The organism is Xanthomonas theicola (assembly GCF_014236795.1).
Lineage (GTDB): Bacteria > Pseudomonadota > Gammaproteobacteria > Xanthomonadales > Xanthomonadaceae > Xanthomonas_A > Xanthomonas_A theicola.
In genome coordinates, this window is sequence record NZ_CP049017.1 from 2,329,428 (window position 1) to 2,356,059 (window position 26,632).

Annotated in this window: 21 protein-coding genes and 8 pseudogenes; 13 read left to right on the forward strand and 16 right to left on the reverse strand. The window is 69.6% G+C overall.

What is annotated here, in order from left to right:
• Positions 1-15 precede the first annotated feature (15 nt).
• The 3 genes and pseudogenes from cobA to G4Q83_RS10785 all read left to right on the forward strand — a co-directional run bounded on the left by cobA (position 16) and on the right by G4Q83_RS10785 (position 3,000).
• On the forward strand, positions 16-1,194 hold the full coding sequence (cobA, locus tag G4Q83_RS10775; protein WP_128419265.1) for a uroporphyrinogen-III C-methyltransferase: 1,179 nt from the start codon (positions 16-18) through the stop codon (positions 1,192-1,194).
• A 30-nt stretch (positions 1,195-1,224) separates the two neighbouring features.
• Positions 1,225-2,184 (forward strand): cysteine synthase A, encoded by a 960-nt coding sequence (gene cysK / locus G4Q83_RS10780; RefSeq protein ID WP_128419266.1) that lies wholly within the window; start codon positions 1,225-1,227, stop codon positions 2,182-2,184.
• Between the two features lie 220 nt (positions 2,185-2,404).
• Positions 2,405-3,000, forward strand: a pseudogene (locus G4Q83_RS10785) (O-acetyl-ADP-ribose deacetylase).
• A gap of 126 nt (positions 3,001-3,126) precedes the next feature.
• Here the strand turns inward: G4Q83_RS10785 and G4Q83_RS10790 are convergent.
• The gene (locus G4Q83_RS10790; RefSeq protein WP_128419267.1) at positions 3,127-4,131 is read right to left on the reverse strand and encodes a class I fructose-bisphosphate aldolase; all 1,005 of its coding nucleotides are present in this window, start codon (positions 4,129-4,131) and stop codon (positions 3,127-3,129) included.
• A 59-nt stretch (positions 4,132-4,190) separates the two neighbouring features.
• Entirely contained in the window at positions 4,191-4,784 is a 594-nt protein-coding gene (locus G4Q83_RS10795) for a hypothetical protein (RefSeq protein ID WP_185817397.1), read from the reverse strand.
• Positions 4,785-4,962: 178 nt separating this feature from the next.
• Between G4Q83_RS10795 and G4Q83_RS10800 the strand changes: the two genes are divergently transcribed.
• Positions 4,963-5,397: a hypothetical protein gene (locus G4Q83_RS10800; protein ID WP_128419268.1), complete on the forward strand. Its 435-nt coding sequence runs from the start codon at positions 4,963-4,965 to the stop codon at positions 5,395-5,397.
• Here the strand turns inward: G4Q83_RS10800 and G4Q83_RS10805 are convergent.
• Together G4Q83_RS10805 and G4Q83_RS10810 are read right to left on the reverse strand one after the other, a co-directional pair.
• Positions 5,381-6,895: pseudogene (locus tag G4Q83_RS10805) on the reverse strand (MASE1 domain-containing protein). The gene G4Q83_RS10800 and the pseudogene G4Q83_RS10805 sit on opposite strands and share 17 nt — an antisense overlap.
• 204 nt (positions 6,896-7,099) lie before the next feature.
• Positions 7,100-7,351: a hypothetical protein gene (locus tag G4Q83_RS10810; protein WP_128419269.1), complete on the reverse strand. Its 252-nt coding sequence runs from the start codon at positions 7,349-7,351 to the stop codon at positions 7,100-7,102.
• Positions 7,352-7,421: 70 nt separating this feature from the next.
• On the opposite strand from G4Q83_RS10810, the gene modA reads away from it, so the two are divergent.
• From modA to G4Q83_RS10830, 4 genes are all read left to right on the forward strand, one after another.
• Positions 7,422-8,162 carry a molybdate ABC transporter substrate-binding protein gene (gene modA / locus G4Q83_RS10815; RefSeq protein WP_246432383.1) on the forward strand — a complete coding sequence of 247 codons (741 nt, stop codon included), beginning with the start codon at positions 7,422-7,424 and terminating at the stop codon, positions 8,160-8,162.
• Between the two features lie 10 nt (positions 8,163-8,172).
• Entirely contained in the window at positions 8,173-8,868 is a 696-nt protein-coding gene (gene modB / locus G4Q83_RS10820) for a molybdate ABC transporter permease subunit (RefSeq protein ID WP_128419271.1), read from the forward strand.
• Between the two features lie 82 nt (positions 8,869-8,950).
• Positions 8,951-9,568 carry an ATP-binding cassette domain-containing protein gene (locus G4Q83_RS10825; RefSeq protein WP_128419272.1) on the forward strand — a complete coding sequence of 206 codons (618 nt, stop codon included), beginning with the start codon at positions 8,951-8,953 and terminating at the stop codon, positions 9,566-9,568.
• 100 nt (positions 9,569-9,668) lie between these two features.
• Positions 9,669-10,226 carry a flavin reductase family protein gene (locus tag G4Q83_RS10830; protein WP_128419273.1) on the forward strand — a complete coding sequence of 186 codons (558 nt, stop codon included), beginning with the start codon at positions 9,669-9,671 and terminating at the stop codon, positions 10,224-10,226.
• Positions 10,227-10,305: 79 nt separating this feature from the next.
• On the opposite strand, the pseudogene G4Q83_RS10835 reads toward G4Q83_RS10830, so the two are convergent.
• The 3 genes and pseudogenes from G4Q83_RS10835 to G4Q83_RS10845 all read right to left on the reverse strand — a co-directional run bounded on the left by G4Q83_RS10835 (position 10,306) and on the right by G4Q83_RS10845 (position 12,789).
• Positions 10,306-10,895 (reverse strand): annotated as a pseudogene (locus tag G4Q83_RS10835) (hypothetical protein).
• A complete protein-coding gene (locus G4Q83_RS10840) occupies positions 10,892-12,412 on the reverse strand; it encodes a TonB family protein (RefSeq protein ID WP_128419274.1) in 1,521 nt (506 codons plus the stop codon). The pseudogene G4Q83_RS10835 and the gene G4Q83_RS10840 overlap by 4 nt, the downstream one beginning before the upstream one ends.
• Complete coding sequence (locus G4Q83_RS10845; protein WP_128419275.1) at positions 12,409-12,789, reverse strand: BlaI/MecI/CopY family transcriptional regulator; 381 nt, start codon at positions 12,787-12,789, stop codon at positions 12,409-12,411. The genes G4Q83_RS10840 and G4Q83_RS10845 overlap by 4 nt, the downstream gene beginning before the upstream one ends.
• Before the next feature lie 82 nt (positions 12,790-12,871).
• On the opposite strand from G4Q83_RS10845, the gene G4Q83_RS10850 reads away from it, so the two are divergent.
• From G4Q83_RS10850 to G4Q83_RS10860, 4 genes and pseudogenes are all read left to right on the forward strand, one after another.
• Positions 12,872-14,824: an acetyl-CoA hydrolase/transferase C-terminal domain-containing protein gene (locus G4Q83_RS10850; RefSeq protein ID WP_128419276.1), complete on the forward strand. Its 1,953-nt coding sequence runs from the start codon at positions 12,872-12,874 to the stop codon at positions 14,822-14,824.
• 15 nt (positions 14,825-14,839) lie between these two features.
• Positions 14,840-15,037, forward strand: a pseudogene (locus G4Q83_RS23310) (hypothetical protein); the annotation flags it as partial.
• Positions 15,038-15,214: 177 nt separating this feature from the next.
• Complete coding sequence (locus G4Q83_RS10855) at positions 15,215-15,964, forward strand: DUF3348 domain-containing protein (protein ID WP_128419277.1); 750 nt, start codon at positions 15,215-15,217, stop codon at positions 15,962-15,964.
• Positions 15,965-15,974: 10 nt separating this feature from the next.
• Entirely contained in the window at positions 15,975-17,576 is a 1,602-nt protein-coding gene (locus G4Q83_RS10860) for a DUF2894 domain-containing protein (protein WP_211288262.1), read from the forward strand.
• A 166-nt stretch (positions 17,577-17,742) separates the two neighbouring features.
• Here G4Q83_RS10860 and tkt read toward each other — a convergent pair whose 3' ends face one another.
• The 6 genes and pseudogenes from tkt to G4Q83_RS24605 all read right to left on the reverse strand — a co-directional run.
• Complete coding sequence (gene tkt, locus G4Q83_RS10865) at positions 17,743-19,743, reverse strand: transketolase (protein ID WP_128419278.1); 2,001 nt, start codon at positions 19,741-19,743, stop codon at positions 17,743-17,745.
• 97 nt (positions 19,744-19,840) lie between these two features.
• The gene (locus G4Q83_RS10870; protein WP_128419279.1) at positions 19,841-21,199 is read right to left on the reverse strand and encodes a dicarboxylate/amino acid:cation symporter; all 1,359 of its coding nucleotides are present in this window, start codon (positions 21,197-21,199) and stop codon (positions 19,841-19,843) included.
• 236 nt (positions 21,200-21,435) lie between these two features.
• The gene (locus G4Q83_RS10875) at positions 21,436-22,053 is read right to left on the reverse strand and encodes a hypothetical protein (RefSeq protein ID WP_128419280.1); all 618 of its coding nucleotides are present in this window, start codon (positions 22,051-22,053) and stop codon (positions 21,436-21,438) included.
• A 15-nt stretch (positions 22,054-22,068) separates the two neighbouring features.
• The gene (locus tag G4Q83_RS23315) at positions 22,069-23,361 is read right to left on the reverse strand and encodes a DUF2235 domain-containing protein (protein WP_246432354.1); all 1,293 of its coding nucleotides are present in this window, start codon (positions 23,359-23,361) and stop codon (positions 22,069-22,071) included.
• 138 nt (positions 23,362-23,499) lie between these two features.
• On the reverse strand, positions 23,500-24,177 hold the full coding sequence (locus G4Q83_RS10885; protein ID WP_211288376.1) for an IS5 family transposase: 678 nt from the start codon (positions 24,175-24,177) through the stop codon (positions 23,500-23,502).
• A gap of 47 nt (positions 24,178-24,224) precedes the next feature.
• Positions 24,225-24,494: pseudogene (locus G4Q83_RS24605) on the reverse strand (transposase); the annotation flags it as partial.
• A 55-nt stretch (positions 24,495-24,549) separates the two neighbouring features.
• Between G4Q83_RS24605 and G4Q83_RS23320 the strand changes: the two are divergent.
• Positions 24,550-24,936, forward strand: a pseudogene (locus tag G4Q83_RS23320) (glycosyltransferase); the annotation flags it as partial.
• Positions 24,937-24,993: 57 nt separating this feature from the next.
• Here G4Q83_RS23320 and G4Q83_RS10890 read toward each other — a convergent pair.
• The 3 genes and pseudogenes from G4Q83_RS10890 to G4Q83_RS10900 all read right to left on the reverse strand — a co-directional run.
• Entirely contained in the window at positions 24,994-25,566 is a 573-nt protein-coding gene (locus G4Q83_RS10890) for a Maf family protein (RefSeq protein WP_128421613.1), read from the reverse strand.
• Positions 25,567-25,747: 181 nt separating this feature from the next.
• Positions 25,748-25,828, reverse strand: a pseudogene (locus tag G4Q83_RS24610) (DUF2274 domain-containing protein); the annotation flags it as partial.
• Positions 25,825-26,424 (reverse strand): annotated as a pseudogene (locus G4Q83_RS10900) (TraB/TrbI/VirB10 family type IV secretion system protein); the annotation flags it as partial. The pseudogenes G4Q83_RS24610 and G4Q83_RS10900, both read right to left, overlap by 4 nt.
• Positions 26,425-26,632 lie beyond the last annotated feature (208 nt).

Genomic DNA, 26,632 nt, shown 5'->3' on the forward strand with positions numbered 1-26,632 from the left:
TGCGTTGCCACCGCCGTGAGTCCTGCCCCGATTGCGTTGTACCCGGATCTGCGCGGCCGGCCCGTGCTGGTGCTCGGCGGCGGTACCGCCGCCGAGCACCAGGTGCAGGCGCTGCTCGCCGCCGGCGCCACGCCGCAGCTGGGCGCGGCGACGCTGACCCCGGCGCTGCAGGCCTGGGCCGACGCCGGCCGCGTCCAGTGGCTGCGCGGCCGCTTCCAGCCCGCCTGGCTGGATGCGGCCTGGTACCTGATCGCCGCCAGCGACGAGCCGGCGCTGAACCGGCAGGCGCTGCAGGCGGCCGCCGCGCGGCGGGTGCTGGCGCAGTCGGCGCCGGGCGACGCCGGCGCCGGCATCGCCGAGCCCGCCGCGGCGGCGGCGCATGCGGTGCGCCCCGGCACGGTGACCCTGGTCGGCGCCGGTCCCGGCGATCCCGGGCTGCTGACGCTCAATGCGCTGCGCGCGCTGCACAGCGCCGACGTGGTCCTGCACGACCGCCTGGTCAGCGCGGCGATCCTGCGTCTGTTGCCGCAGGGCGCCGAGGTGATCGCAGTCGGCAAGTCGGCCGGCGGCCACAGCATGCGCCAGGAGCAGATCCACGCGCTGATGCTCGAGCATGCGCGTCGCGGCCGCCGCGTGGTGCGGCTGAAGGGCGGCGATCCGTTCGTGTTCGGCCGCGGTGGCGAGGAACTGGAATGCCTGCGCACGCACGGCGTGCCCTACGCGGTGGTGCCCGGCATCACCGCGGCGCTGGCCTGCGCGGCCTATGCCGGCATTCCGCTGACCCATCGCGACCACGCGCAGTCGCTGCGCCTGGCCACCGCGCACTGCAAGGAATCGTGCGACACCCTGGACTGGGCCGCGCTGGCACAGGAGCGACAGACCCTGGCGGTGTACATGGGCGTGGCCGGGCTGGACACGGTGCGCGAGCGCCTGCTGCACGCCGGCCGCGCCGCCGGCACCCCGTTCGCGCTGGTGGAGAACGGCTCGCGTCCGCAACAGCGCGTGGTGGTCGGCACCCTGGCCGACCTGCCCGACACTGCCCGCGCGCACCAGGTGCGTTCGCCGGCGCTGCTGATCCTGGGCGAGGTGGCCGCACTGGCGACCGCGCTGCACTGGTTCGGCGCCGCCCCGCTGGCCGCGCCGCCCTCACCTTCCCCGACGCCGGCGGCACCTACCCTGGCCAACGCCGCCTGACCCCCTCATCCCTTTCCGGAGACCCTGCGCATGGCCCTCTACGACACCATCCTCGACACCATCGGCCACACCCCGATCGTCAAGCTGCAGCGCCTGCCGCCGGAGCACGTGAGCCTGTACGTCAAGGTCGAGGCGTTCAACCCCGGCGGCTCGGTCAAGGACCGCCTGGCGCTGGCGATCGTGCTCGACGCCGAGGCCAAGGGCCTGCTCAAGCCCGGCGACACCATCGTCGAGGCGACCTCCGGCAACACCGGCGTGGCCCTGGCGATGGTCGCCGCCGCGCGCGGCTACAAGTTCGTGGCGACGATGGTGGAGACGTTCTCGATCGAGCGCCGCAAGCTGATGCGCGCGTTCGGCGCCAAGGTGATCCTGACCCCGGCCGCCGAGCGCGGCAGCGGCATGGTGCGCAAGGCCGAGGAACTGGCCCGGCAGCATGGCTGGTTCCTGGCCCGCCAGTTCGCCAACCCGGCCAACCCGGCCTACCACCGCAGCACCACCGCCGCCGAGATCCTGCGCGACTTCGCCGGCCGCCGGCTGGACCATTTCGTCAGCGGCTGGGGCACCGGCGGCACCCTCACCGGCGTCGGCGACGTGCTGCGCGTGGCGCGCCCGGACGTGCGCATCACCGCCACCGAGCCGGCCGGCGCGGCGCTGCTGCAAGGCCAGGAGTGGAAACCGCACAAGATCCAGGGCTGGACCCCGGACTTCGTGCCCGAGGTGCTCAACCGCGAGGTCTACGACGACGTGCTGAGCGTGGAGGACACCGACGCCATCGCCGTCTCGCGCCGCCTCGCCGCCGAGGAAGGCATCTTCACCGGCATCTCCGGCGGCGGCACCGTGGCCACCGCGCTGCGCGTGGCCCAGACCGCCGCGCCCGGCGCGGTGATCCTGGCGATGCTGCCGGACACCGGCGAGCGCTACTTCTCCACGCCGCTGTTCGCCGACCTCAACGAAGGCTCCGACGACGACTGGCTGGCCGGCCTGCCGTAACCGCGCAGGCCGCCCGTCGCGGCGGATGGCCCCAGGCCACCCGGAGCCGCCTGCTGCCATCCCTTTCGGATGGCCGGCGGCGACCGCGGGGGGCTTCTGTCCTGGTCCAATTCCCGTGGACGCCTCGATCAGGGGATGATCATCCCCAACGAGGACTTTGAACGACATGCCCCCCACGCCGGCCTGGGTTTCCGTCATTGGAACGCCATAAGATCGCCTCATGAAGATCGAGATCTGGCAGGGCGACATCACCGAACTGGACGTGGACGCCATCGTCAACGCCGCCAACGAATCGCTGTTGGGCGGCGGTGGCGTGGACGGGGCGATCCCATCGCGCCGCCGGCCCGCAGCTGCTCGAGGCATGCCGCCTGTTGCCGGAGGCCAAGCCCGGCGTGCGCTGCCCGGTGGGCGAGGTCCGCGCCACCGCCGGCTACCGGCTCAAGGCACGCCATGTGCTGCATGCGGTCGGCCCGGTATGGCGCGACGGCGCCCACGACGAGCCGGCGCTGCTGGCCAATTGCTACTGGCGCTCGCTGCGCCTGGCCGAACAGATGGGCCTGCACTCGGTGGCGTTCCCGGCAATCAGCTGCGGCGTCTACGGCTACCCGCTGCACCAGGGGGGCACGCATCGCGGTCGCCGAAACCACCGCCTGGCAGCGCGCGCATGCGGTGCCCAAGCGGGTGATTCTGGTCGCGTACGGCGACGCGGCGTACAAGGCCTACGCAGGCGCTGCGGCAGGTCTGGTGGATGCAGGCGACGCAGGCCCAGGTGGGGTGGGCACCCGCCCCGCCGCTGTCGGCAGCGGGCGAGCGTAGCAACCGGCCGCGCCTACCGCACCGGTGCGCGTCCGTCGCGTCCGCCACCTTCCCCGCAGGGAAACGCGACGGCCCAACGAAAGAACGCCGGCGGTGCCGGCGTTCTTCGCTGCGGCGCGGCCGGACTCAGTCCTGCCACTTGCCCAGCGCGGCCAGGCCATTTTCCCTGGCACGCTCGAAGACCACCTGCTGCGCCTTGGCGAAATTGCCCTTCATGTCCTGCGACCACAGCTTCAGCGCGGCCTGCTGCATCGCACGGCCGTAGCTGAAGCTCAACGGCCACGGCAGGTTGCCCAGCCGGTTCATCGCGTTCAGATGCGCGGTGGACTGCTCGTCGGTCTGCCCGCCGGACAGGAACACGATGCCAGGCAGGATCGCCGGCACGGTGCTCTTCAGGCACATCACGGTGGACTCGGCCACTTCCTCGACGCTGGCCTGCTCGTCGCAGTCCTTGCCGGCGATGACCATCGACGCCTTCAGGATGGTGCCTTCCAGCACCACGTTCTGCTCGTACAGCGCGCCGAACAGCGAACGCAGCGTGGCCTCGGTGACCTCGTAGCAGGTCTCGATGTCGTGGTCGCCGTCCATCAGCACTTCCGGCTCCACCATCGGCACCAGGCCCTGCTCCTGGCACAGCGCCGCATAGCGCGCCAGCGCATGCGCGTTGGTCTCGATGCACACGCCCGACGGGGTGTCCTCCCCAATGGTGATCACCGCACGCCACTTGGCGAAACGCGCGCCGAGCTTGTAGTACTCCTCCAGCCGCGCGCGCAGGCCGTCCAGGCCTTCGGTGATCAGCTCGCCGGGCATGCCGGCCAGCGCATGCGCGCCCTTGTCGACCTTGATCCCGGGAATGATGCCGTGCTCGGCCATGTACTTCGGGAACGGCACACCGTCCTTGGTCTTCTGGCGGATGGTCTCGTCGAACAGGATCGCGCCGGAGATGTGATCGCCCAGCTTCGGCGCGGTCAGCAGCAGTTCGCGATAGGCGCGCCGGTTCTCCTCGACATTCTCGATGCCGACGCCGGCGAAGCGCTTGGCGATCGTACTGGTGGATTCGTCGATCGCGATGATGCCCTTGCCCGGGGCGACCATCGCCTGGGCGGTTTCGGCAAGCCGTTCGATGCTCATGGAATTCCTATGGCACGGGGAAAGCGGACAGTATATCGCGGCAAATGCCGGCCATTGCTTCACGGGAATGCCTGCAACCGTTTCCATCCGGCCGGCGCAACGGCGGCAAGGCTGCACCTTGGCGGCAAGTTCCCGTGCACAGGTCGGATCATGGCAATGAATCGCGTCCAGTTCCAACCCGGACGTTCGCGACCGGCCTTCGGGCTGCAGGATGTGACGATCTTCTCGGCCGAAATAGCGTGCCAATCAGTGAGCACTTGGAGGAAGGCCATGCAGGAAGCGAAGGAACAGGCGACGGCGATGCAGTCGCTGGGATCGGACACATCGGCCAAGGTAAAGACCCGCCATGGCCCGGTGATGGCCGTGATCTCCCAGCCACTGCAGGTACTCAAGCGCAGCACTCCCTGGAAGCCACGGCCATGCGCGGCATGTGGATGGGATCCGTTGCCATGCGGGCGGCGGCCGTCACGGGATTGTGCGGCGTGGGGAACGTGCACTACAGCGCCAGGGCGACGCTGGCCCAGGCCGAACAGCGCCGGGCCGGAATCGCGTCCCTGGACCGCGTTGCACGGGCCGATCTGGTTCCCTGCGGCGAAGACAGGCTCTGCGCCGACTTCGAGAAGAAGGGGCAGCGCTACCGCGACCACGGCCAATATCGGGTCATCACCCTGCGCCAATCCCCTGCGCGCAGAACCCCTGGTGCCGCGATTGCGCGGCGTCGCGCCTGCGAAACCGGGAGCGTTTGTCAACCGACTCCCCGGCCAAAACCGCGTACCTTGGTCGCGCCTGGAATGCAGGCACAGACTCCCCATCCAGTGGAAAGGACGCGTCATGGAAATCAAGGCAAAAACTCGGCTGACGTTCGCCGGCATGACGGCCGGCGCTCTCCTGGCTGGCGTCAATGTCGCACAGGCATGCTGTCCGGATGGTGGGCATGGCGCTGCGGTGGCGGTCACCGGACTGGGCGAGCGTGCGCCCAAGGCCGAAAACCTGGCGCTGGATCCCACATGGCGCATCTACGAGTTCGAGCGCGATGGCGTGACCTATCTGCAGATCAACGACCTGACGGGCACGGTTCGCGCCGGGGTCGGCCAGATCAAGGACACTCTGTGGGTCCTGCCGATGGGCAAGGATGTTGCGCGGGTCGTGTTGCCGGCGAAGAACGCCGGCCTACACGGCACCGTCGCGTATCGGACATCGCGCTTCACGGTACGCGCTGTGCCCAACACCGCCGGCGACGCCTGGGTCGTCACTGCGACACATTGATCCCTTCGCCGACCGATTCGGACACGAGGAAACTCAAGCTGTATGCATGGCGGCGCCGGCAGGTGCCGCCATGCGTCTTGAGCCTGGCCGCCAGCTCCCAGTCTGCATCGGGATTGCCACGACGCACGGGATCCGGCAGGAATGCATCCGCGATCACCTTGATGGCGATGCCCTGCTTGCCTCCCACCCGCCACACCCTGGCACCGAGCATGTGCCTGCACGCCGACGGCAGCGTCTCGACCACGTTGAGCACGCAGCGGTAGGCCACCAGCTGCAAGCCGAGCGACAGGCGCTTGGGATCGCCGTGGAGGCGACACCGGAATTCGGTATTGCACAGATTGCCGCACGCAGGCGACTGCAGGATGTCGTAGAGGCCCTGTGTCTCGATGCCCAAGGGATACAGCGCAGTCACGTGTTCGTCGAGCAGCTGCGCCTGGATCAGCCCGGTGCGCGTCATTTCCATCGCCGCGGCATGCTGGCCCTTGGATCGCAGGTAGGCCACGATGTCCTTGCGCAACTTGTTGACGTGCACATTGATGTCGGTGTACTCGACCACGCGCCGCCGCAGGACGCGCTCGGCCTGCAGATAGCTCGCCTGCGCGAATTGCAGGGCCTCCTCGCGCGCATCGCCAAAGCGACGCGCGCGCTCGAAGGCGGTGGACAGACGCGAGCCGAACACGAAGAGTCCCGCGGCAGCGGCGGCGAGCAGCACCTGCACCCGGAATGCATCGGCGTGTTGCGCGGCCAGCGTCATCGCGTCGGGCAGCATGATCCCGGTGGCGACGTTGGCCAGGACGATCCCGATCGCCGCGCCGCGCCACCCGTGCAGCAACGTCAGCGCGATCGAGGGAAGGATCATCAAGAACATCAGCAGTTGGTGCGAGAGGCGGTCGTGGCTCAGGCCCGCCACCAGGAACAGGGCCGCGACCGCGCTCATGCCCAGGATCCCGTCCCGGAGCAGGCAGGGAGGCGCCGCCTCACGATCCTCGCGCCGAAGCCACAGGACGGCCGGCAGGATGAACATCAGCATGCCGAGGTAATCGCCAAGCCAGTAGCGCGTCAACGCCTCCAATGGCGTCAGGGCGGTGTAGCCCTCGAACAGGGCGTTCAACGTCAGGTTGCACAGCGTGCTCCACAGCGCCAGCACCAGCGAGACAGGCAGCAGCAGGTACTACTGGTCCAGCAGCCGCGGCATGTAGCGTCGCGCGGTATGCACCATCAGCGCGACGCAGGGCATCAGCAGCAATGAACTCAGATAGGACCACAACGGGCTGGCGCCTTGTTCTTGCGCCATCGGCACGCGGATCATCAACAAGGCCGCTGCATCGCCTAGCAGCAGGTACGGCCACAACCGGTACGGCAGGAACAACAGCGCCGCCACCCGCAGTCCCGCCGGCAGGTACCATTGATCCACGGAGCAGCGCCAAGCCACGAGGAATGCGGCGCAGTAGGCCGCGCTCAGCAAGGCTCCCTTGGCGATGTGCTTTGCAGCGGCCATTCGACCATCCGCGGCTCATGTCAGAACCACCGACTCTACGAGTCGTGTGCGCGACGGGAGTAGACATTTGGCCGCCTGTCCGGCCCATGCTCCTTTCCAAAAATCGCCTGCAAACCGCACCCAGAAAAATCGCGCGTGGCGTCACAGTCCATCGCAAAGCTTGCGCTCCCGCTCCCGCAACTCTCTGTCCAGCGGCGGGTAGAACTACAGCATGGGGAAATCGGGGGCAAACCACGTCAAGCGCAGGAATGCGCCAGTGCCCACGAGCAACAGAACGGCCAGCATCCAGCCCCACTCTGCGAGCGGCGCCAGTGCATCATGAACCAGTGAGTTCGCATCTGCGCGCACCAGCGCCAGGACACCATCCGCACTGGCGATCGCCATCTCGGAAACGTCGGTCGGGGACGGGCGGCGAGATCCCATCGCATACACTAGCCGGACCGGCTTGAAGTTCATAACACGCTCCAGGAGCCTCGCCATGTCGTCCCGCCTGCTACGCAGCATGCTGTGCCTGTGTTCGCTCGCCATGGCCGTGGCCATGCCGCCGGCGTGGGCGCAATCCACCTCCGCGCCGCTGACCGTGTTCGCCGCCGCCAGCCTCAAGGAATCGCTGGACGAGGCGGCCGCCGCCTACCGGCAGTCCAGCGGCACCCCGGTGCAGGTGTCGTACGCGGCCAGCTCGGCGCTGGCGCGACAGGTGGAACAGGGCGCGCCGGCGGACGTGTTCCTCTCCGCCGACCTGGAATGGATGAACTACCTGCAACAGCGCCGGCTGGTCGATCCGGCGCAGCGCCGCAACCTGCTCGGCAACACCCTGGTGCTGGTCGCGCCGGCGGCCAGCGCGGCCAAGCTGGACCTGCGCAAGCCGGGCGCGATCGCCGCCGCGCTCGGTGCGCAGGGCCGCCTCGCGGTCGGCCAGACCGACAGCGTGCCGGCCGGCAAGTACGCGCGCGCCGCGTTGCGCAAGCTCGGGCAATGGGACGGCGTGCAGGCGCGGCTGGCCGAATCGGAAAGCGTGCGCGCCGCGCTGATGCTGGTCGCACGCGGCGAAGCGCCGCTGGGCATCGTCTACGGCTCCGACGCCAAGGCCGACTCCAAGGTGCGGGTCGTGGCGGTGTTCCCCACCGACAGCCATGCGCCGATCGTGTATCCGGTGGCGACGCTGCGCGCGAGCAAGCACCCGGCCGCGGCCGACTTCGTGCGCTGGCTGCGCACCGCGCCGGCACAGGCGATCTTCCAGCGCCGCGGCTTTTCGCTGGCACCCTGAGCCGGTCGCGTTGTTCGCATTCACCCCGCAGGAACTCACCGCGATCGCGCTCAGCGTCAAGGTCGCGCTGGTCGCGGCGCTGGGCAGCCTGCCGTTCGGCGTGGCCTGCGGCTGGCTGCTGGCGCGGCGCCGCTTTCCCGGCAAGTCGCTGCTGGATGCGTTGCTGCATCTTCCGCTGGTGATGCCGCCGGTGGTCACCGGCTATGCGCTGCTGATCGTGCTCGGCACGCAGGGAGCGGTCGGCGCCTGGCTGCGCGAGCACCTGGGCGTGCAGTTCGCGTTCCGCTGGACCGGCGCGGCGCTGGCCAGCGCGGTGATGGGCTTCCCGCTGATGGTGCGCGCGATCCGCCTGGCCCTGGAATCCACCGACCGGCGCCTGGAGGCGGCCGCGGCCACGCTCGGCGCCGCGCCGTGGCGCGTGTTCTTCACCATCACCCTGCCGCTGGCCTGGCCGGGGCTGGTCGCCGGCGCCGCGCTCGCCTTCGCCAAGGCGCTGGGCGAATTCGGCGCCACCATCACCTTCGTGTCGAACATCCCGGGAGAAACCCAGACCCTGTCGGCCGCGATCTACGGCCTGCTGCAGGTCCCCGGCGGTGAATCGGGCATCTGGCGGCTGGCGGCGGTGGCCTTGGCGATCTCGCTAGGCGCGCTGCTGCTGTCCGAATGGCTGGTGCGGCGCCAGCGCGGGCCGGAGGCGGACGCATGAGCCGGCTGCTCGCCGCTGCGCACCGGCGGTCCGCGGCGCCAACCCGCGTCGTGCCGCGTTCGCCGCACGGGGGCGCGCGCCGATGCTGAGCATCGACATCGAGGTGCAGCGCGGCCGCTTCCAGCGCCGCCTGCGGATCGAGGAACAGGCACGCGTGGTCGCGCTGGTCGGTCCCTCCGGGGTCGGCAAGACCAGCATGCTCAACGCCATCGCCGGCGTGCTGCGGCCGCGCGGCGGGCACATCGTCATCGATGAGCGCGTGCTCTACGACAGCGATGCCGGCATCGACGTGCCGACCCACCGCCGCCGCATCGGCTACGTGTTCCAGGACGCGCGGCTGTTCCCGCATATGGACGTGCGCCGCAACCTCGGCTACGGCCGCCACGGCCGCGGGCAGATCCAGCGCTTCGGCTTCGATGCGGTGGTGGAGCTGCTCGGCATCGCCGCGCTGCTGCCGCGGCGCCCGGGCAACCTGTCCGGCGGCGAAGCGCAGCGCGTGGCGATCGGCCGCGCATTGCTGGCGCAGCCGGCGATCCTGCTGTTCGACGAACCGCTGTCGGCGCTGGACGCGCAGCGCCGCGGCGAACTAATCCCGTACCTGCAGCGCGTGCGCGACGAAGTGCGCCTGCCGATGCTCTACGTCAGCCACCAGGCCGAGGAAGTGGAACGCATCGCCGATGCGATCCATCGGCTGGACTAGGGTCGGTTGCCGCGATCGGAAGAGGCGGTGGCGCAGGCCGACGCCGCATTCACCGCCGATGGCCAGACTGTGCCATCGCCACCGCCGCGAGGATGCGCCCATGCGCCGCTACCGCAAGCACGATTTCCCGCTCGACCAGGTGCGCCGGTTCCTGGAACCGGGCCCGGTGGTGTTGGTCGGTTCGGCGTGGAAGGGCCAGCGCGACATCATGACCATGGGCTGGCACATGGTGCTGGAATTCTCGCCATCGCTGATCGCCTGCTGCATTTCCAGCGCCAACCGCAGCTTCGAGCTGGTCCGGCGCAGCAAGCAATGCACGATCAACCTGCCGACCGCGGACCTGGTCGATACAGTGGTGGGCATCGGCAACAGCAGCGGCGCGCAGCTCGACAAGTTCGCCCACTTCGGCCTGACCGCGGCAGCCGGCACGCAGGTCGATGCGCCGCTGATCGCAGAGTGCTACGCGAGCTTCGAATGCCGCCTGCACGACGGCAGCCGGATCGCCAGGCATAACCTGTTCGTCTGGGAAGTGGTCAAGGCGCACGTCGCCACCTCGCCGAAACTGCCCAGGACCCTGCACTACCGCGGCGACGGCAAGTTCATGCTGTCCGGCACGGAAATCTCGCGGCGACGCCTGTTCGAGCCGGAGATGCTGTAGCGGCCATGACAGTGCGGCGGTGGAGAGCCCGAGCCTCTCCCACAACGGTGCAACAGCCGGGAGGAAAGCGTCCCAGCGCTCAGCACGCGCCGCGGCCGCCCATCCGCCCGGCCTGCGCGCTGGCCTTGCCCTCGCGGACCTCGAAGGTGAACGCGTGGGCCAGCGTCACTGGCACTTCCTCCACCGGCACTGCATCGTCGCAGCGTCCCTCCGCCGTCGGCCGCTGCGCCGGATCGGCGCAGGTGCAGATCGCCGCAGGCACGAAGCGCCAACGCGCGATGTCGCGCTGCACCGCCTGCAACAGATCGGCGTTGTCCGCCAGCGCGCCGGCGCTGCATTCCTGGCGATCGTTCAATGGCTCGCTACGCTGCACGGCGCCTTGCACCGACAGGATCACGCGTACGCACACGGTAGTCGGCGGCAGCGTGCGCCGCGGCGAATCGGCCGGCAGTTGCCGGTGGCCGCGTCCAGCGGCTGCGGCATGCGGAACACCTGCTGCGGCTGCATCGTGTAGGCCGCGATCGCTCCGCCGGGCGCCGCGCTGGCGCGCAGCGCGAGCAAGCGCTGGTCTACGGAGTCCAGCCGCTGCGCCTGCTCGCGCAGCGGCTGGCTGGTGCAACTGGCCAAGCACAGGCACAGATAGGCAAGGCCGAGCCGCCCCATGCTCATCGCTCGGCCGTCTTTACGAGCATGCCGCAGTACAGGCTCCGGGACGGGCCTTGGCCATTGGACTGGACGATATCGCAGGTGTGCTCGCGCGCATCGCCTGTTTCCGCATCCAGCAGATACCAGATATGGTCCGATGCCTTGGCTCCCCCCGGCGGCGCGTCCACAGGCTCAATCCCGGATTCGAAGGTGACCGGTATTTTCAGCCGCGACGCAACCGCCCGCCCATGCTCGCGTGCCGGAACGAAGCGCCACTGCCTGGCGGTCGTGATCGCTGACTGGTCCAATGCCGCATTGCCGCTGCCATGCCCGAGCAACTGCACATCGCTGGCGGTACCGGCCTCGTCCACGCTGACCAACAGCGCCAGCTTTCCCGAGACGCCCTCGCGCAACGCATCGGGCGGATAGGCCGGCGGCGGCATGAACAACGATGTGGCGGACGTGGTTGCGCGCTTGGCGGACGCGGACGCAGCGCCGGCTGCCGCAGCGATCGCCATCGGCAGGCGCTTCTGGCCGCCGGCCGGCGCCACGCCCAACGCGGATGCAGTCCCCGCAAGCGGACCCGTGTTCCGCGCTTGCGCCGTCGACAACGCAGGCGCGATGTCGCTTCCCGCCAACGCGGACGCCTGCAACGGCTGCAGCGGCCATGCCGCAACCCCGCCGCACACGGCCGTCGTCGTCGCCAGGACGATGCCGGCACGCCGCCGCCGACCGCGCACCGCCGGCCGCTGCAGCATGCCGATCCGGTGCCGCAAGGTCCGCCCGGCCTGCCAATGGCAGCCGACCGGCAATGCGATCGCATCCAGCTGGGTCTGCAGCATCGCCTCGGCGTAGCTGCGACGCGAACCCGGATGCCGCGCCAGCACCGCCGCATCGCAGGCCAGTTCCTGGTCGAAGCGAAACCGCGCCGCGGCCCAGTGCAGCAACGGGTCGAACCAGTGCACGCAGCGCAACGCCGCCAGCAGCAGGTTGCAGCGGGTGTCGCCGCGAGCGATATGCATGCACTCGCGGGCCAGCACCAGTTCCGACTGCGCCGCCCGATAGCGCGGCGCGAAATCCATCGGCACCACCACGCGCGGGCGCCAGGCGCCCAGCACCAACGGACCGTGCAGCGCATGTTGCGCGTACAGCACGTCATCGGCGCCCTGCGACAGCCGCCCCAGGCTGCGCCGGTAGCGCCGCTGCTGCCGCCACAACGTGGCGGCCATCGCCGCCGCGCCCAGCATCCACAGCGCGGCCATCCACAGCGCGACAGGGTCGTCCGCCATCGACATCGCAGCAGCTGCGCCATCCATCCCCTGCGCTACACCCACCAGACCTGCGGCATCGCCAGCGCCAACCGCGCCGGGCGCACATCGCCAGGCCAGCATCGCCAAGGGCACCGCGCTCCACAGCGCATAGGCGATGCCGGCCCCGAACAGCCGCCGCAACGGCGCGCGCAACGGCAACACCGCCGCGATCGCCGCGCTGCCGGACAGCGCCGTGGCCCACACCCCCGCTGCGAAAGGTTCAACGCTCATCGCCCAGTTCCTGGCTCATCGTCCAGTTTCTGGATCAGTCGTTTGAGTTCGGCGATATCGGCATCGCTGAGCCTGCCGCGTTCGCTGAAGTGCGCCACCAGCGGCGCGACGCGGCCGCCGAACAGGCGTTCGAGCAGGCCTTCGCTCTGTTGCCGCACCCACTGCCCGCGCTCGAGCAGCGGCGCGTACAGATAGCGCCGCCCCTGCCTGTCGGCACGGATCGCGCCCTTGTTGAGCAGCCGGTTGAGCAAGGTCTTGACCGTGGGCTCGGCCCAGCCGCCATGCCCGGACAGGGCGGCGAACACCTCCTCGGCACTGAGCGGGTGCCGGTTCCACAGCACGTCCATCACCACGGCTTCGGCATCGCTGATCGGCATGACGTTTACGCCTGTAATTTTTCGATTGCACGAGTAAATGGAATCTCTGTGAAGCATGCAACCGCGGCGGCTCGCCTAAGCTATGCCGATGACCGAACACCTCGACGACCTCGACGCTGCTGCCGACCTGATCCTGCACCGCATTCCCGGCCCGTTGCGCGTGGGCGCCCCGCTCGGCATCGGCAAGCCGCACCGGCTACTCAATGCGCTGTACGACCGGGTCGCCGCCGACCCGGCGCGGCCGATGCAGATCTACACCGCGCTGTCGCTGAACCCGCCGGCGCCCGGCGGCGGGCTGCAAGGCCGCTTCCTGCGCCCGTTCGTGCAGCGCCACTTCGGCGAGGATTTCCCGAAACTCAAGTACATCCACGCGCTGCAGCGCGATGCGCTGCCGGCGCACATCCAGGTCGAGGAGTTCTACATGCAGTCCGGCGCGCTGCTGCAATCGGCGCAGGCACAGCGCGGCTACACCAGCCTCAACTACACCCATGCCGCCGACGCGGTGGCGCAGCGCGCGCCGAACCTGATCGTGCAGAAGGTGGCGCGCGAGCCCGGCGGCACCCGGCTGTCGTTCTCGTGCAACAACGACATCACCCAGGACACGCTGGACGCGGTGCGCCGGCGCGGCCTGCCGCGGCCGCTGCTGGTCGCCGAGGTCGATCCGCAGTTGCCGTGGATCGGCGGCTGCGCGGCGGTGGCGCCGGCGTTCTTCGACGTGGTGGTGAGCCCGCCGGGACCGTATCCGCGCCTGTTCGGGCTGCCGCGGCAACCGGTGGCCGACGCCGACTACGCGATCGGCCTGTACGCGAGCGCGCTGGTGCGCGACGGCGGCACGCTGCAGATCGGCATCGGCGCGCTGGCCGATGCGCTGTGCCACGCGCTGGTGCTGCGGCATACCGACAACGCGCGCTACCGGCAACTGCTGGCGGCGCTGGATCCGGCGCTGGAAACACACCCGGCGGTGCGCGACTGCGGCGGGCTCGCACCGTTCTCGATCGGCCTGTTCGGCTGCAGCGAGATGCTCAACGAAGGCTTCCGCCAGTTGGTCCAGTGCGGCGTGATCCGGCGCAAGGTGCTCGACGACGCCGACCTGATGCAGCGCGTGGCCGACGGGACCGCCGACGCTGGCGACCACGCGCGGCTGCAGCGCGACGGCGAGTACCTGCACGGCGCGTTCTACCTCGGCTCGCCCGAGTTCTATGCCTGGCTGCGCGACATGGACGCGGACGCGCGCGCCGCCATCGGCATGCGCCGCATCAGCGAGATCAACCAGCTCTATGGCGCGGAGACCTTGCGCCGGCGGCAGCGGCGCCAGGCGCGCTTCTTCAACTCGTGCATGATGGCCACCGCGCTGGGCGCGGCGGTGTCCGATGCGCTGGACGACGGCCGCGTGGTGTCCGGGGTCGGCGGCCAGTACAACTTCGTGGCGATGGCGCACGCGCTGGACGATGCGCGCAGCGTGCTGATGTTCCGCGCCACCCGCGGCGAGGCGGCCGCGCTGCAGTCCAACGTGCGCTGGAACTACGGCCACACCACGATCCCACGCCATCTGCGCGACATCTACCTCGACGAGTACGGCATCGCCGACCTGCGCGGCATGACCGACGAGGACTGCGTGGTGGCGATGGCCGGCCTGGCCGACGCGGCCTTCCAGCCGGCGCTGCTGCAACAGGCCAGGCAGGCGCGCAAGCTCGGCGCCGGTTTCGTCGCGCCGCCGCAATGGCAGCGCAACCGTCTGGAGCGGGTGCGCGCGGCGCTGGCGCCGTTCCGCGCCGACGGCACCCTGCCCGACTATCCGCTGGGCAGCGACTTCACCGAGGTCGAACAGCGCCTGCTGCGCGCGCTGGCCTGGTTGAAGCGCAACACCACCGGCGCCGGCGCCAGACTGGCGACCGTGGCGCGAGCGCTGCTGTGGCGTGCCGCCGCCGACCCGGCGTGCCTGCAGCGCATGGCATTGCAGGCGCCGCGCGGCCTCGGCGAACGGGTGCAAGCGTGCCTGCTCGCCTATGCGCTGCGCCAGACCGCGGCAGATTGACCCGGCTGCGCACACGGCGATGTCGGCAGCGCCGGCAACGCCGATCCGGGCGCGCCGCACCTGCACTTCGAGATCCACCGGCTGGGTCCGGAACGGCAGTGGTGGAAGGGCGGATCGCTCGATCCGTACCCGATCCTGCGCGCCCGATCCTGCGCGGCGAACAGCCGTTGCGGCGCGGGCGGGCGCCGAGCCAGACCACAGGCCCGGCCATGACCCTGGGCCATGACCCCGGCTGTGGCACCACCGGGTCCCGGTCGGCGCGCAGGACCCCGCGCCGATTGCCGGCACCGGCAGCGCGCCGCGGCGGCGCGGCGGTTTTCGGCACGGCAGCGGGCCGGCCCCGGCCGCGCCGGCCATTGACGTGTAAAATCGCGCGCTTTGACCAGAAGCATGGCCAACGCTCCTCCACGGCCGCCTGTCCCGGGCCCGGCGTTCATTCGCCTCCTCGCACGCCTGAGCGAGGCCGACGTCGCAGCGTCCGGCGCTGCGCTGGCCGACCGGCTCGGCCAATGGATCGACTGGACGCGCGCCGTCGCCCTGTCCAGGGCGCTGGACGGCGGGCTGCCCGCCATCGATGCCGCGACGCCCGGCGCGGACACGGGCGCCGATGCGGGCGCGGACGCCTGCGCGCGGGCGCGCGACGCGCTGGAGCAAGCCATCTCCGACGCCGCCGATGCCGGCAGCCAGCGCCAGGCCACGCTGTGCCGCGCCGATCGCGATGCCGACAGCAGCGCTGCGATCGACTACGCGCCGTTGCGCGAACGCTATCTGGCGCTGCAGCGGGCGATGCTGACCGCCACTGGCCGCTTGCGCGGCCAGCTGCGCGATCTGCTGACGCACTGCTCGGCCGACATGGCACGGCTGGCGGAGGTGGACGCGGTCATGGAGTTGACCCTGAGCCCGCGCGAGCAGACCCTACTGGCCGCCGTGCCGGCGCTGCTGGGGCAGCATTTCGAACGGCTGCGCGAGGCCGCGCAGCGCCCGCCCGCCGACGCGCACCCGGCGCAACCGCCCCAGGCGACGCCCGCCGGCGCATGGCTGGACGTGTTCCGCCAGGACATGCAGAACGTCCTGCGCGCCGAACTGGATGTCCGCTTTCACCCCATCGAAGGGCTGCTCGCAGCGCTTCGCACCCGCTGACTGGGACATCATGTCCAAGACCATCTTCCATTCCGCCATCTTCCTGGCTGGCCTCGCCGCCGTGTGCTGGATCGGCGCGGGCTACCTCGGCTCCAATCCGCTCGGAGCCGGCTTCGCGTCGCTGATCGGCGCCTGCTACGTGGCCGGCGCGTTGGAGCTATACCGCTACCGGCAGGCCACCGCCACCCTGGCGCACGCCGTGACCGACGCCGGCACGGCGCAGTCGCAGCTGGGCCGCTGGCTCGAACGCCTGGATCCGAGCCTGCGCAACGCGGTGCGCCTGCGCATCGAGGGCGAGCGCGTCGCCCTGCCGGCGCCGGGACTGACCCCGTCCCTGGTCGGCCTGCTGGTCCTGCTTGGCATGCTGGGTACCTTTCTGGGCATGATGGCGACCCTGCGCGGCACCGGCCTGGCGCTGGAGAGTGCGACCGACCTGCAGGCCATCCGCGACTCGCTGGCCGCACCGGTCAAGGGCCTGGGCTTCGCGTTCGGCACCTCGATCGCCGGCGTGGCCAGCTCGGCGATGCTCGGCCTGCTCGCCGCGTTGTGCCGGCACGAGCGGCTGCAGGCGGTGCAATTGCTCGACCTGGCCATCGCGACCACGCTGCACATCCATTCACAGGCATTCCAGCGCAGCGAAGCGTTCAAGCTGCTGCAACGGCAAACCGAATGGATGCCGGCACTGATCGACCGGCTCCAGACGCTGGCGGCGAGCATCGAACAGCAAGGCGCCGCCAGCGGCGAACGCCTGACAAGCAACCAGGACGCCTTCCACGCCAGGACCGAGACCGCCTACACGCGCCTGGCCGGCGCGGTGGAGCAATCGCTGCAGGCCGGCGTGGCCGAAAACGCGCGTGCACTCGGCGCCGCGCTGCAGCCGCTGGTGCAGGCCACGCTGGACGGCCTGGCGCGTGACACCGCCACGCTGCACGAGCGCGTCGGCCAGGCCGTGCAACAGCAGCTGGACGGGCTGAACAGCGGCTTCGAGACCGCCACTGCGCGCGTCACGCAAGCCTGGGACGTTGCGCTGACCGGGCAGCGAACTACCAACCAGACGCTGGTCCAGGACCTGCGCAGCGCGCTGCAAGGCTTCGGAGACCGCTTCGAGACGCGCTCGGGCGGCCTGCTGGACGCCGTGTCGGCGCGCCTGGACGCCACCGCCGATGGCGCCAAACAAGCCTGGCACGATGCGCTGTCGCGCCAGGAAGCGATCAACGACCGGTTGGCGGCGCGCAACGCGCAGGCCCTGGACGCGATCGCGATGCGCCTGGATGCCAGCACGGATGCCGCCGCGCCGCCGTTTCCGCAGCTGCCCGCGCTCGATGAGGCGCGCAGGCTCTGGGCCGAGTTGCACGGCGAAAGCCGGCTGCGGCAATCGCTGCAGCAGGCCCCGGCCGGCGCCGGGCCGCTGAACTCCGGCGTGCTGGTGCATCGCTCGCTCGCGCTGATGCGCGGATTGTCGCCAGGCTATCTGCAACAGTTCCTTGCCTACGTGGACACGTTGTCGTGGCTGCAGCAGATGCACGACGACGGCGTGCTGGCGGCACAGCACACCCCCAGCGCCAGCATCGGCAAGAAGCCGACGCGCCGCAAGCCGCGCAAGCGCGGTTGAGCGCGCGGTCACGCCGCTGGCCGCAACGCGTGCCTGGCGCATGGCTTAATCCGGGCGACAACGCACCTGGCATCGTTGATCGAAACGCTCCTGCGCAATAGAACGAGCACGCACAAGAAAAGGCCGGCTTGCGCCGGCCTTTTCCGTTCCCGCGGGATACCGCAGGTTACAGCGCCTTGGCCGCCGCGACCACGTGCTCGGCGGTGATCTGGAAGTACTTGTACAGCGCGTCGGCCGGCGCCGAGGCGCCGAACGTGTCGATGCCGACCACGGCACCGTCCAGGCCCACGTACTTGCGCCAGAAGCCGGTGACGCCGGCCTCCACCGCCACGCGCCTGCGCACCGCGTTCGGCAGCACCGACTCGCGGTAGGCCGCGTCCTGGCGGTCGAACACCGTGGTCGACGGCATCGACACCACGCGGGTCTTCAGGCCGGCGGCGTCCAGCGCCTTCTTTGCCTCCACCGCCAGGCCGACCTCCGAACCGGTGCCGATCAGGATCAGGTCCGGCGCACCGCCCTGGGCATCGGCCAGCACGTAGCCGCCGCGTTCGATCTGCTTGATCTGCGCGTCGCTGCGCGCCTGGAACGGCAGGTTCTGGCGGCTGAACACCAGGCAGCTCGGGCCGTCCTGGCGGGTGATCGCGGCCTTCCAGCTCACCGCCGTCTCCACCGTGTCGCATGGGCGCCAGACGTCGTTGTTGGGGATGTAGCGCAGCGAGGCCAGGTGCTCCACCGGCTGGTGGGTCGGGCCGTCCTCGCCCAGGCCGATCGAATCGTGGGTGTAGACGTGGATCGCGTGCGCCGGGTTCAGCGCGCTCATGCGCACGCCGTTGCGCGCGTAGTCGCTGAACACCAGGAAGGTGGCGTCGAACGGGATGAAGCCGCCGTGCAGCGCCAGGCCGTTGGCGATCGCGGTCATGCCGAACTCGCGCACGCCGTAGTACACGTAGTTGGCGTTCGGGTCGTCGCTGGCGACCGACTTGCTGGCCTTCCACAGGGTCAGATTGGAATGCGCCAGGTCGGCCGACCCGCCGACCAGTTCCGGCAGCAGCGGCGCGAACGCCTCGATCGCCATCTGCGAGGCCTTGCGCGAGGCGATGGTCTGCGCCTGGCCTGCCTGCTTGGCGATGTAGGCATCGGCCTGGGCGATGAAGTCTTCCGGCAGTTCGCCGTGCGAGCGGCGGGTCAGCTCGGCGGCCTCGGCCGGGTACTGCCTGGCGTACTTGTCGAACGCCTGTTCCCACTCGGCCTGGCGCAGCGTGCCGGCGCCACCGGCGCGCCAGCCGTCGTAGATCGCCTGCGGGATCTCGAACGCAGCGTACGGCCAGTCCAGCGCCTTGCGCGCGCCGGCCAATTCTTCCTTGCCCAGCGCCGCGCCATGCGCGGATTCCTTGCCGGCCTTGGTTGGCGCGCCGAAGCCGATCGTGGTGCGGCAACAGATCAGGGTCGGCTTGGCGCTCTGGCCGATCGCCGCCTCGATCGCCGCCTTGATGGCATCGGCATCCTGCCCGTCGACATCGCGGATCACGTGCCAGCCGTAGGCCTCGAAGCGCGCCGGGGTATCGTCGCTGAACCAGCCGGCGGTGTTGCCATCGATGGAGATATGGTTGTTGTCCCAGAACGCGACCAGCTTGTCCAGGCCCCAGGTGCCGGCCAGCGAGGCCGCCTCGTGCGAGATGCCTTCCATCATGCAGCCGTCGCCCATGAACACCCAGGTGCGGTGGTCGACGATCTGGTGCTCGGGCCGGTTGTAGCGCTGCGCCAGCAGCTTCTCGGCCAGCGCGAAGCCGACCGCATTGGCGAAGCCCTGGCCGAGCGGGCCGGTAGTGGTCTCCACGCCCGGGGTCTCGCTGCGCTCGGGATGGCCGGCGGTCTTGCTGTGCAGCTGGCGGAAACGCTTAAGCTCCTCCAGCGGCAGGTCGTAGCCGGACAGGTGCAGCAGCGCGTACTGCAGCATCGAGCCGTGGCCGTTGGAGAGCACGAAGCGGTCGCGGTTGAACCACTTCGGATCGTTCGGATTGTGGCGGAGGAAATCGTTCCACAGCACTTCGGCGATATCGGCCATGCCCATCGGCATGCCGGGATGGCCGGAATTGGCGACCTCGACCGCATCGGCGGCGAGGAAACGGATCGCGTTGGCGAGCTGGCGGCGGGTAGGCGTCGTCATGAGGATTCTGTTGGAAGCGGGCGCGGGGCGTCGGGTCCGCCATTGTCCCACAGCGTGGGGAGCACGGGACGCGCGCGAGGCTAGTGGTCACGCATCCCTATCGCCTATCGCGTTGCGCAGATACCTCAACGGTCACGGGCAGCGCTTCACGTGTCCCGAGTCCCGAGTCCCGAACACCGTCCTCTCCCTTCGCCACCAGCGTGGCCAACACCAGGTCGCCGGTCACGTTCAGCGCGGTGCGGCACATGTCCAGGAAATGGTTGACGCCCAGGATCATGCCGATGCCGACCGGGTCCACCCCCACCATCGCGCAGATCAGCGCCACCACCGGCAGCGAGCCGGACGGCACGCCGGCGGTGCCGATTCCGCCGAGGATGCACACCAGCATCACCATGCATTGCTGTGCGATGCTCAGCTCCACGCCGAAGAACTGGGCGAGGAAGATCACGGTGACGCCCTCGAACAGCGCGGTGCCGTTCTGGTTGGCGGTGGCGCCGACGGTCAGCACGAAGCGCGAGACCCGGTTCGGCAGGCCCATTTCGTCGGCCACGCGCAGCGCGGTGGGCAGAGTCGCATTGCTGGAGGCGGTGGAGAACGCCATCACCGTCGCTTCGCGGGCGGCGCGGAAGAACGCCAGCGGCGAGCGCCCGGTCAGGCGCACCGCCAACCCGTAGCTCACCACCATGTGCAGCCCCAGCGCCAGTACCACCACGCCCACGTAGGCGCCCAGCCGGACCAGCAGGTCGAAGCCGAACAGCGCCGCCAGGTTGAACATGAAGCAGGCCACCGCGTACGGCGCCAGGCGGATCACCAGCCCGATCAGGGTCATCGAGATCTCGAAGACGCCCTCGATACCGCGCCGCAGCGTCGCCACCTTGGCGTCGTCGCTGAGCACCATGCCCACGCCGAACATCACCGCGAAGAACATCAGCGACAGGATCGCGCCGTTGCTGGAAGCGGCGGCGATCACGTTGTCGGGCACGATCGACAGCAGCATGTCGATGCCGCGCGGCTGGTTCCTGCTCTGGTCGACGATCTCGGCGGTGCGCTCCACGTTCTGCTGCAACAGCTGCTGCGCCAGCGCGCGGTCCACGCCGACGCCCGGCTCGAGCACGTTGACCAGCACCAGGCCGAGCAGCACCGCGATGCCGGACAGCGCCACCGTGTAGCCCAGCGTCTTCCAGCCGATCCGGCCCAGCGTGCGGATGTCGCCCATCTCGGAAACGCCCATCACCAGCGCCGAGAACAGCAGCGGCACGATCAGCATGAAGATCAGGTTGAGGAACAGCTTGGAGAACGGCGTGGTCAGGTACTTGGTCAGCGCCTGCACCCAGGCCGCGTCGCCGCCCACGCCCAGGTGCACGACCAGGCCCAGCACCAGCCCCAGGACGAAGCCGATCGCCATCTTCCAGTGCAGGGGCATGCCGGACTTGGCCTTCACGGGGGTGTCGGTCATGGTGTGCGCCGTGGGGAATGTCGCACGAGCTTAACAAAGCCTGGCTGGACCGCCAGCCCCCCGGCACGCCACGTCCACGCCGTTGCATCCTCCACGACGCTAGAGCACTTTCGATCCAAGTGATGCCACTTGTGGGAGCGACTTCAGTCGCGACGAGCTTTACAGGTAGAGCCATTCGCGACTGAAGGCGCTCCCACGACGCTCCGCTGGCTGAAAATGCCAGAGTCGAAAATGCCCTAGTCGGCGTGCCGCGGCTTGATCCTGTAATAGGTCTTCCCACCCTGACTGACCTTGGCTTTCAGATCGACGCTGGCGCAGTAGCCATCGCCGCAAGGCGCCGCCTCCACGCCGTCGAGCGCTCGCAGATGCGCAAGCCTGCGTTCGGCCTGCCCCACCTCCTTCAGACTGGCCCAGCTGTAGGCGCCCACGCCGAACGCCGCCAGAACGGCGCCGATTCCAAGGCAGGCAAGTCCACTCCAGACGAACGTCTTCCTGTCGCGCGCCAGTTGGGTGCGTTCATCCGCAACCGCCGCGACCGACGCCCTCAACGCGTGCGTGGCCGCATCCATCGCACCGCGCAGATGCCCGAACGCTTCACCGGCCCCTTGGGAGATCGACGCCTTCGCCTGCTCCCTGATGCCTTGCGACGCATCGCTGACGATCCGGCCGGCGCTGCCCGCCATCGATCGCGCCGACTGGTCGAGCGCCGCGATGTGCTGATCGAGCCGCTGCCACTGCGACTCGAACTGCTTTCGTTGGTATTGCTGGTAGGTGAGGATCTGGCCCGTGGTCTTTTTCAGGTAGGCGATGGCGTCTTGCAACTCGCGCACCGCGTCGGGATGGAGATCGTGCATGGTCTGCCCCGGCGATCAGATGCTGAATCCGCGACTGTGCTGCGTCTGCTGCGTCTGCTGCGCCAGCTGGCGCTCCTGGTCCAGCTCCCACTGGCGGAAACTCTCCTGCCCCCATTGGTCCCACTCCTGGAATCCGGCGGTCTGCGCGTGTTGCTCGGCCAAGCGATCCAACGCCGCCTCGTCGCCGCGCTCGGCCGCCGCGAAGAACGCATCGAGCCGCTGCCCCAGGTCGTCCTGTTCGTAGGGGTTGGGCCGTTGCGCCGGGCTGGCGGGCGTGATCGCCTCCGCGGCCGGCCGTCGCACGGCCAGCCCGGCATCGCCCCCACTGCGCATGGCCGCGTCGGCGGCCGCCAGCGACGCGGCGTTCCACTGCGCCGGCTGCATGTCCCCATCCCGGGCCGGCGCCACCGGCGCTGCATCCGGCGCATCGGAATGGCGCTGCAACGAGGCCGCGGGGGCATTGAGGAACAACGGCGTCCAGCTGTCGATGGACGGCGCCTGCTCCGGCGCCTGCGGGCGCTGCCGCAGGAACGCCGGTGGCGACGGATCGATGCGCTCGGCCGGCAGCGCCACCGGACGCACCTCGTAGCGCGCGCGCAGCCCCCCGTCCAAGGCCTCGGCATCGGTACGGTTCAGGCTCCATGCCGTGCCGGCCAGTTCCTTCACGTGCACGCGCTGGCCGAGCACGCTGGCCAGCGCCGTGGTGTAGAACGCCTGGTGCTGCTCGGAGCGGTGGATCACGTTCATCTCCGGCGCGCCCGGCACCGTGCGCGCCTGTGCGAACGGGGTGTCGCCGAGGCTGTTGACATAGGCGGACAGCAGATTGCCATTGCGCACCGCCAGCCCGTCGAGCCGGTAGGAGCCGCCGATGTCCGAATGCGCCCCTGGATTGACCAGATTGAGGAAGCGCCCGTCGCGCGAGCGGCCGGGGTCCAGGATGTCCTTGACCGGGAACGCGTCGCGGCGCTCGTCGCGCGCGCTGATCTGCAGGCCCGACACCACCGACGGCGGCAGGCGCACGTCGCGCAGGTTCATGTCGCCGGTGGCGACCGGGTCCAGCAGCGCCACCGCCTGCGCGGTGCGCCCCGGCGGCGCCAGCGGCGGCCGGGTCGCGGTGAGCTGGCGCACCTCGCCGGCCGGGCCGTAGTCGATCTGCATCCCTTCCGGATCCTGGATGCCGCGCTCATCGACCATCCGGGTGAACATCGCCGCGGTCACCGCGCCGCGGCTGAAACCGGTGGACAGGAGGCTGATTTCGGCGTGGGGATTTTCGTCATGCCACTTCCTGGCTTGACGAATGAAGGGCACCTCGAACAACCTGGATTTTTGCCGTTTGAGATGCTTGGTGAGGCGACGGGCACCGCCGCATCCTCTGGCTGGTGGCGCCCGAAGCCCCCCCCTTGTCATTTCAAACTCTGATTGCGGCCTGCCAGCCGCCGTTTCCGCTCACGCGGGCACGATCCCCTGGCTCTGCAGCCGCGCCAGCCGCATCAGGTTGTGCGCGGCGACCTTCAGGCCGATCACCACCTGGGCACGCGCCAGGCCAATCGTCCGTCGGCATTTGCCGCCCTGCTGGGTGAGCCGGGCAAACGGGTGTTCGCCCAACGCCCGGTCCTTGGCGATGCGATGGTTCCGACGCTGCTGGACCGGACTGAGCGGCTGGTCCGCCTGGCCCTTGTGCTGGATGTCCGCTCGGTAGCCTTGTCGCCTGAGCTCGGCTTCCCGGGCCCGGTTGGCATAGGCGCTGTCGGCCCCTACCGTACGCCCGGTGTTGGCCGGATCGAGCAGCGTCTCAAAGTGCCGGCTGTCGTGCACGTTGGCCGCGCTCACCTCGTGCCGGCCGATGAAGCCCCTGCGCCGATCCGTGTTGGCGTGCAGCTTGTAGCCGTAATGGGCCTTGCCATGCTTGCGCGTCCAGCGCGCCTGTACATCTTTCTGCCCTCGCTTGGCATCGCTCCAGCCTTGCGGCTTCTGGCCCTGCTTGATCTGGGCGTTCTCCTCCGGCGTGTTGCGCTGGATCGGCGCACTGACGATGCTCGCATCGACGATCTGTCCGCCCCGGGCAATGAACCCGCCCCGCTGATCTCGCCGATCAGATCCTGCTTCTTGAGCCGATCGCGCCACACCCAGATCGTCTTGGCATCGGGCACCTTGCCACTGTGCTCCAGTCCCAGGAAGCGCTGGAAGCTGCGACGGTCCAGTACCTGGTACTCCAGCGCCTCCTCGCACAGGTTGTACAACTGTTGCAGCAACAGCAGCCGGATCATCAACTCCGTCGGCCACGCCGGGCGGCCGCCCTTGCGGCCGGTGCCCAGGCGAAGTCGGCCATCGATCACCGCTGCGATCGCGGCGAAGTCGATGTGCCGCCACAGCAACTCCAGTGGATCGCTCAATTGCTCGCGCTTGGCTTCGCGCTCGGCTCCGGCAAACAGACTGATCATCGGCACTTACCCCTCGATGGCAATAAAATCATGATGCCAAGAATCGGGGGTTTTTAGAGGTGCCCTCATGAAGGGACTGTTCGGGTGGATAGGATATCGGCAAGTGGCGGTGACCTGCGATCGCGGCCTGCGGCGATCCGGGCGAACCGAATTCACTTTCTGGAAGCTGTGGAATCTGGCGCTGGATGGCATCACCGGCTTCTCCACCGCGCCGTTGCAGATGGCGACCTACGTGGGGCTGATGACTGCAGCGCGTTCGCTGCTGTTCGCTTGCTGGATCATGATCAAGGTCTGCGTCTGGGGCGACTCAGTGGCCGGCTGGCCGACCATGATGGCGGTCATCCTGCTGCTCGGAGGGGGGCAGCTGACCGCGCTGGGCATGATCGGCGAATATCCGGGCCGCTTGTACGACGAGGCCAAGCAACGCCCGTTGTATCTGGTGCAGGCGCATCTCGATGAGGCTGTCGCTGTCGATGACGTGGGCCGGTGCGTTGGGGGGTCAGGGCAGCTGGAACCCCGCCTCGCGCAGCAGGCCCGCCAGGGCGATCAACGGCAGCCCGACCAAGGCGGTCGGATCCTGGCTGTGGATCGCGCGGAACAGGCTGATGCCCAGGCCCTCGCACTTGAAGCTGCCGGCGCAGTCCAGCGGTTGCTCGGCGGCGACGTAGCGGGCGATCTCGTCCGCGCGCAGGTCGCGCAAGCGCACCTCGGTCAGGTCGCAGGTCTGCAGTACCCGTTCGCCGCGCAGCAGGCAGGCCGCAGTATGGAAGCGCACGCTGCGCCCGGACATCGCCGCCAGCTGCGCCTGTGCGGCCTCGGCGTGGCCGGGCTTGCCCAGCGGCCGGCCGTGGAGTTCGGCGACCTGGTCTGCGCCGATCACCCAGGCGTCCACGGCGCTGGCCGCCACCGCGGCGGCCTTGGCCAGTGCCAGGCGCCGCGCCAGCGCCGACGGCGCCTCGCTGGGCAGCGGCGTCTCCTCGACCTGCGGGCGGACGCTGTCGAAGGGCAGGCGCAGGCGCTGCAGCAGCTGGCGGCGATAGACGGAGGTGGAGGCCAGGATCAGGCGCGGCATCGGCGGTCGGACGGGGCGGCGCGCAGGCCGGGGCCGGCAGTCTGCGGCCGCGCCGCCGGGCCGGCAAGCATGGCCAGCCACGAACGCCTCCAGCATGTGCGGCATCAACGTCACAGCATCCGACGGCCTCGCCGTACGTCTGCGCGTGCAGCGCGGCGTAACGGTCCAGGTCGGCCTTCAGGCTGGCCGGGCACGTGAACGTCAACTTGACGCTCTCAGTCCTGGGCTGCGGCCCCAGACGCAGTTTCTTGGTCGTGCTCATGGCATGGCTCCGCGGTGGAAGAACATCGGCTGGTAGGGCATCAGCACCAGATCGCGGTTCACGATCACCCGCACTGGCAGGCCAGGCCGCGCCGTCAGCGTCGGCTGCACGTTCATGTTCCTGCGCGTCAACTCCTGACCGATCTGGTTGATGCTGTCCTGTGCGCTGTCGCGCCCGGCGATCACGAGGCGGTTGCCGTCGGTGCGGTTCTCGGGCGCGGCCAGCTCGGCGCCCACGCCCAGCAACGTGGTCAGCGCCGCGCCGGCCAGCAGGCGGCCCCAGTGCCGGTCGACGCCGTCCTCCAGCCCGGCATTGCCGGCGGGGTGGGTGCCCACCAGGTTGTCCAGCGTCAGCGAGGACGTATCCGGCAGGATGATCCGGTGCCACACCATCTGCACCCGGCTCTGGCCATAGCTCACCTGGCTGTTGTACTTGCCCAGGATGCGCGCGCCCTGCGGGATCAGCATGTACTTGCCCGTGGCCGTGTCGTAGACCGGCTCGGTCACCGTGGCAATCACGTCGCCCGGCAGATCGGACTGGATGCCGGTCACCAGCGCCGCCGGGATCACCGTGCCGGCCATCACCTGGTACTGCGAGACAGCCGAGCGGAGCGAGGGAACGATGGAAGCCCGTCAGGGGCGAGACCCGCGCAGCGGGGCTCGATGCGCAGCACGACAGCGCGACCGGCCATCTTCCAGGTGGCCGGGGACGCCCAGCAACACGCTCACCACAAAGGAAGTGCATTTCAGCGATACGCAGCGTTTGGGCGCGCGATGGCATCATGCACTTTCGTGGAAAGCGATG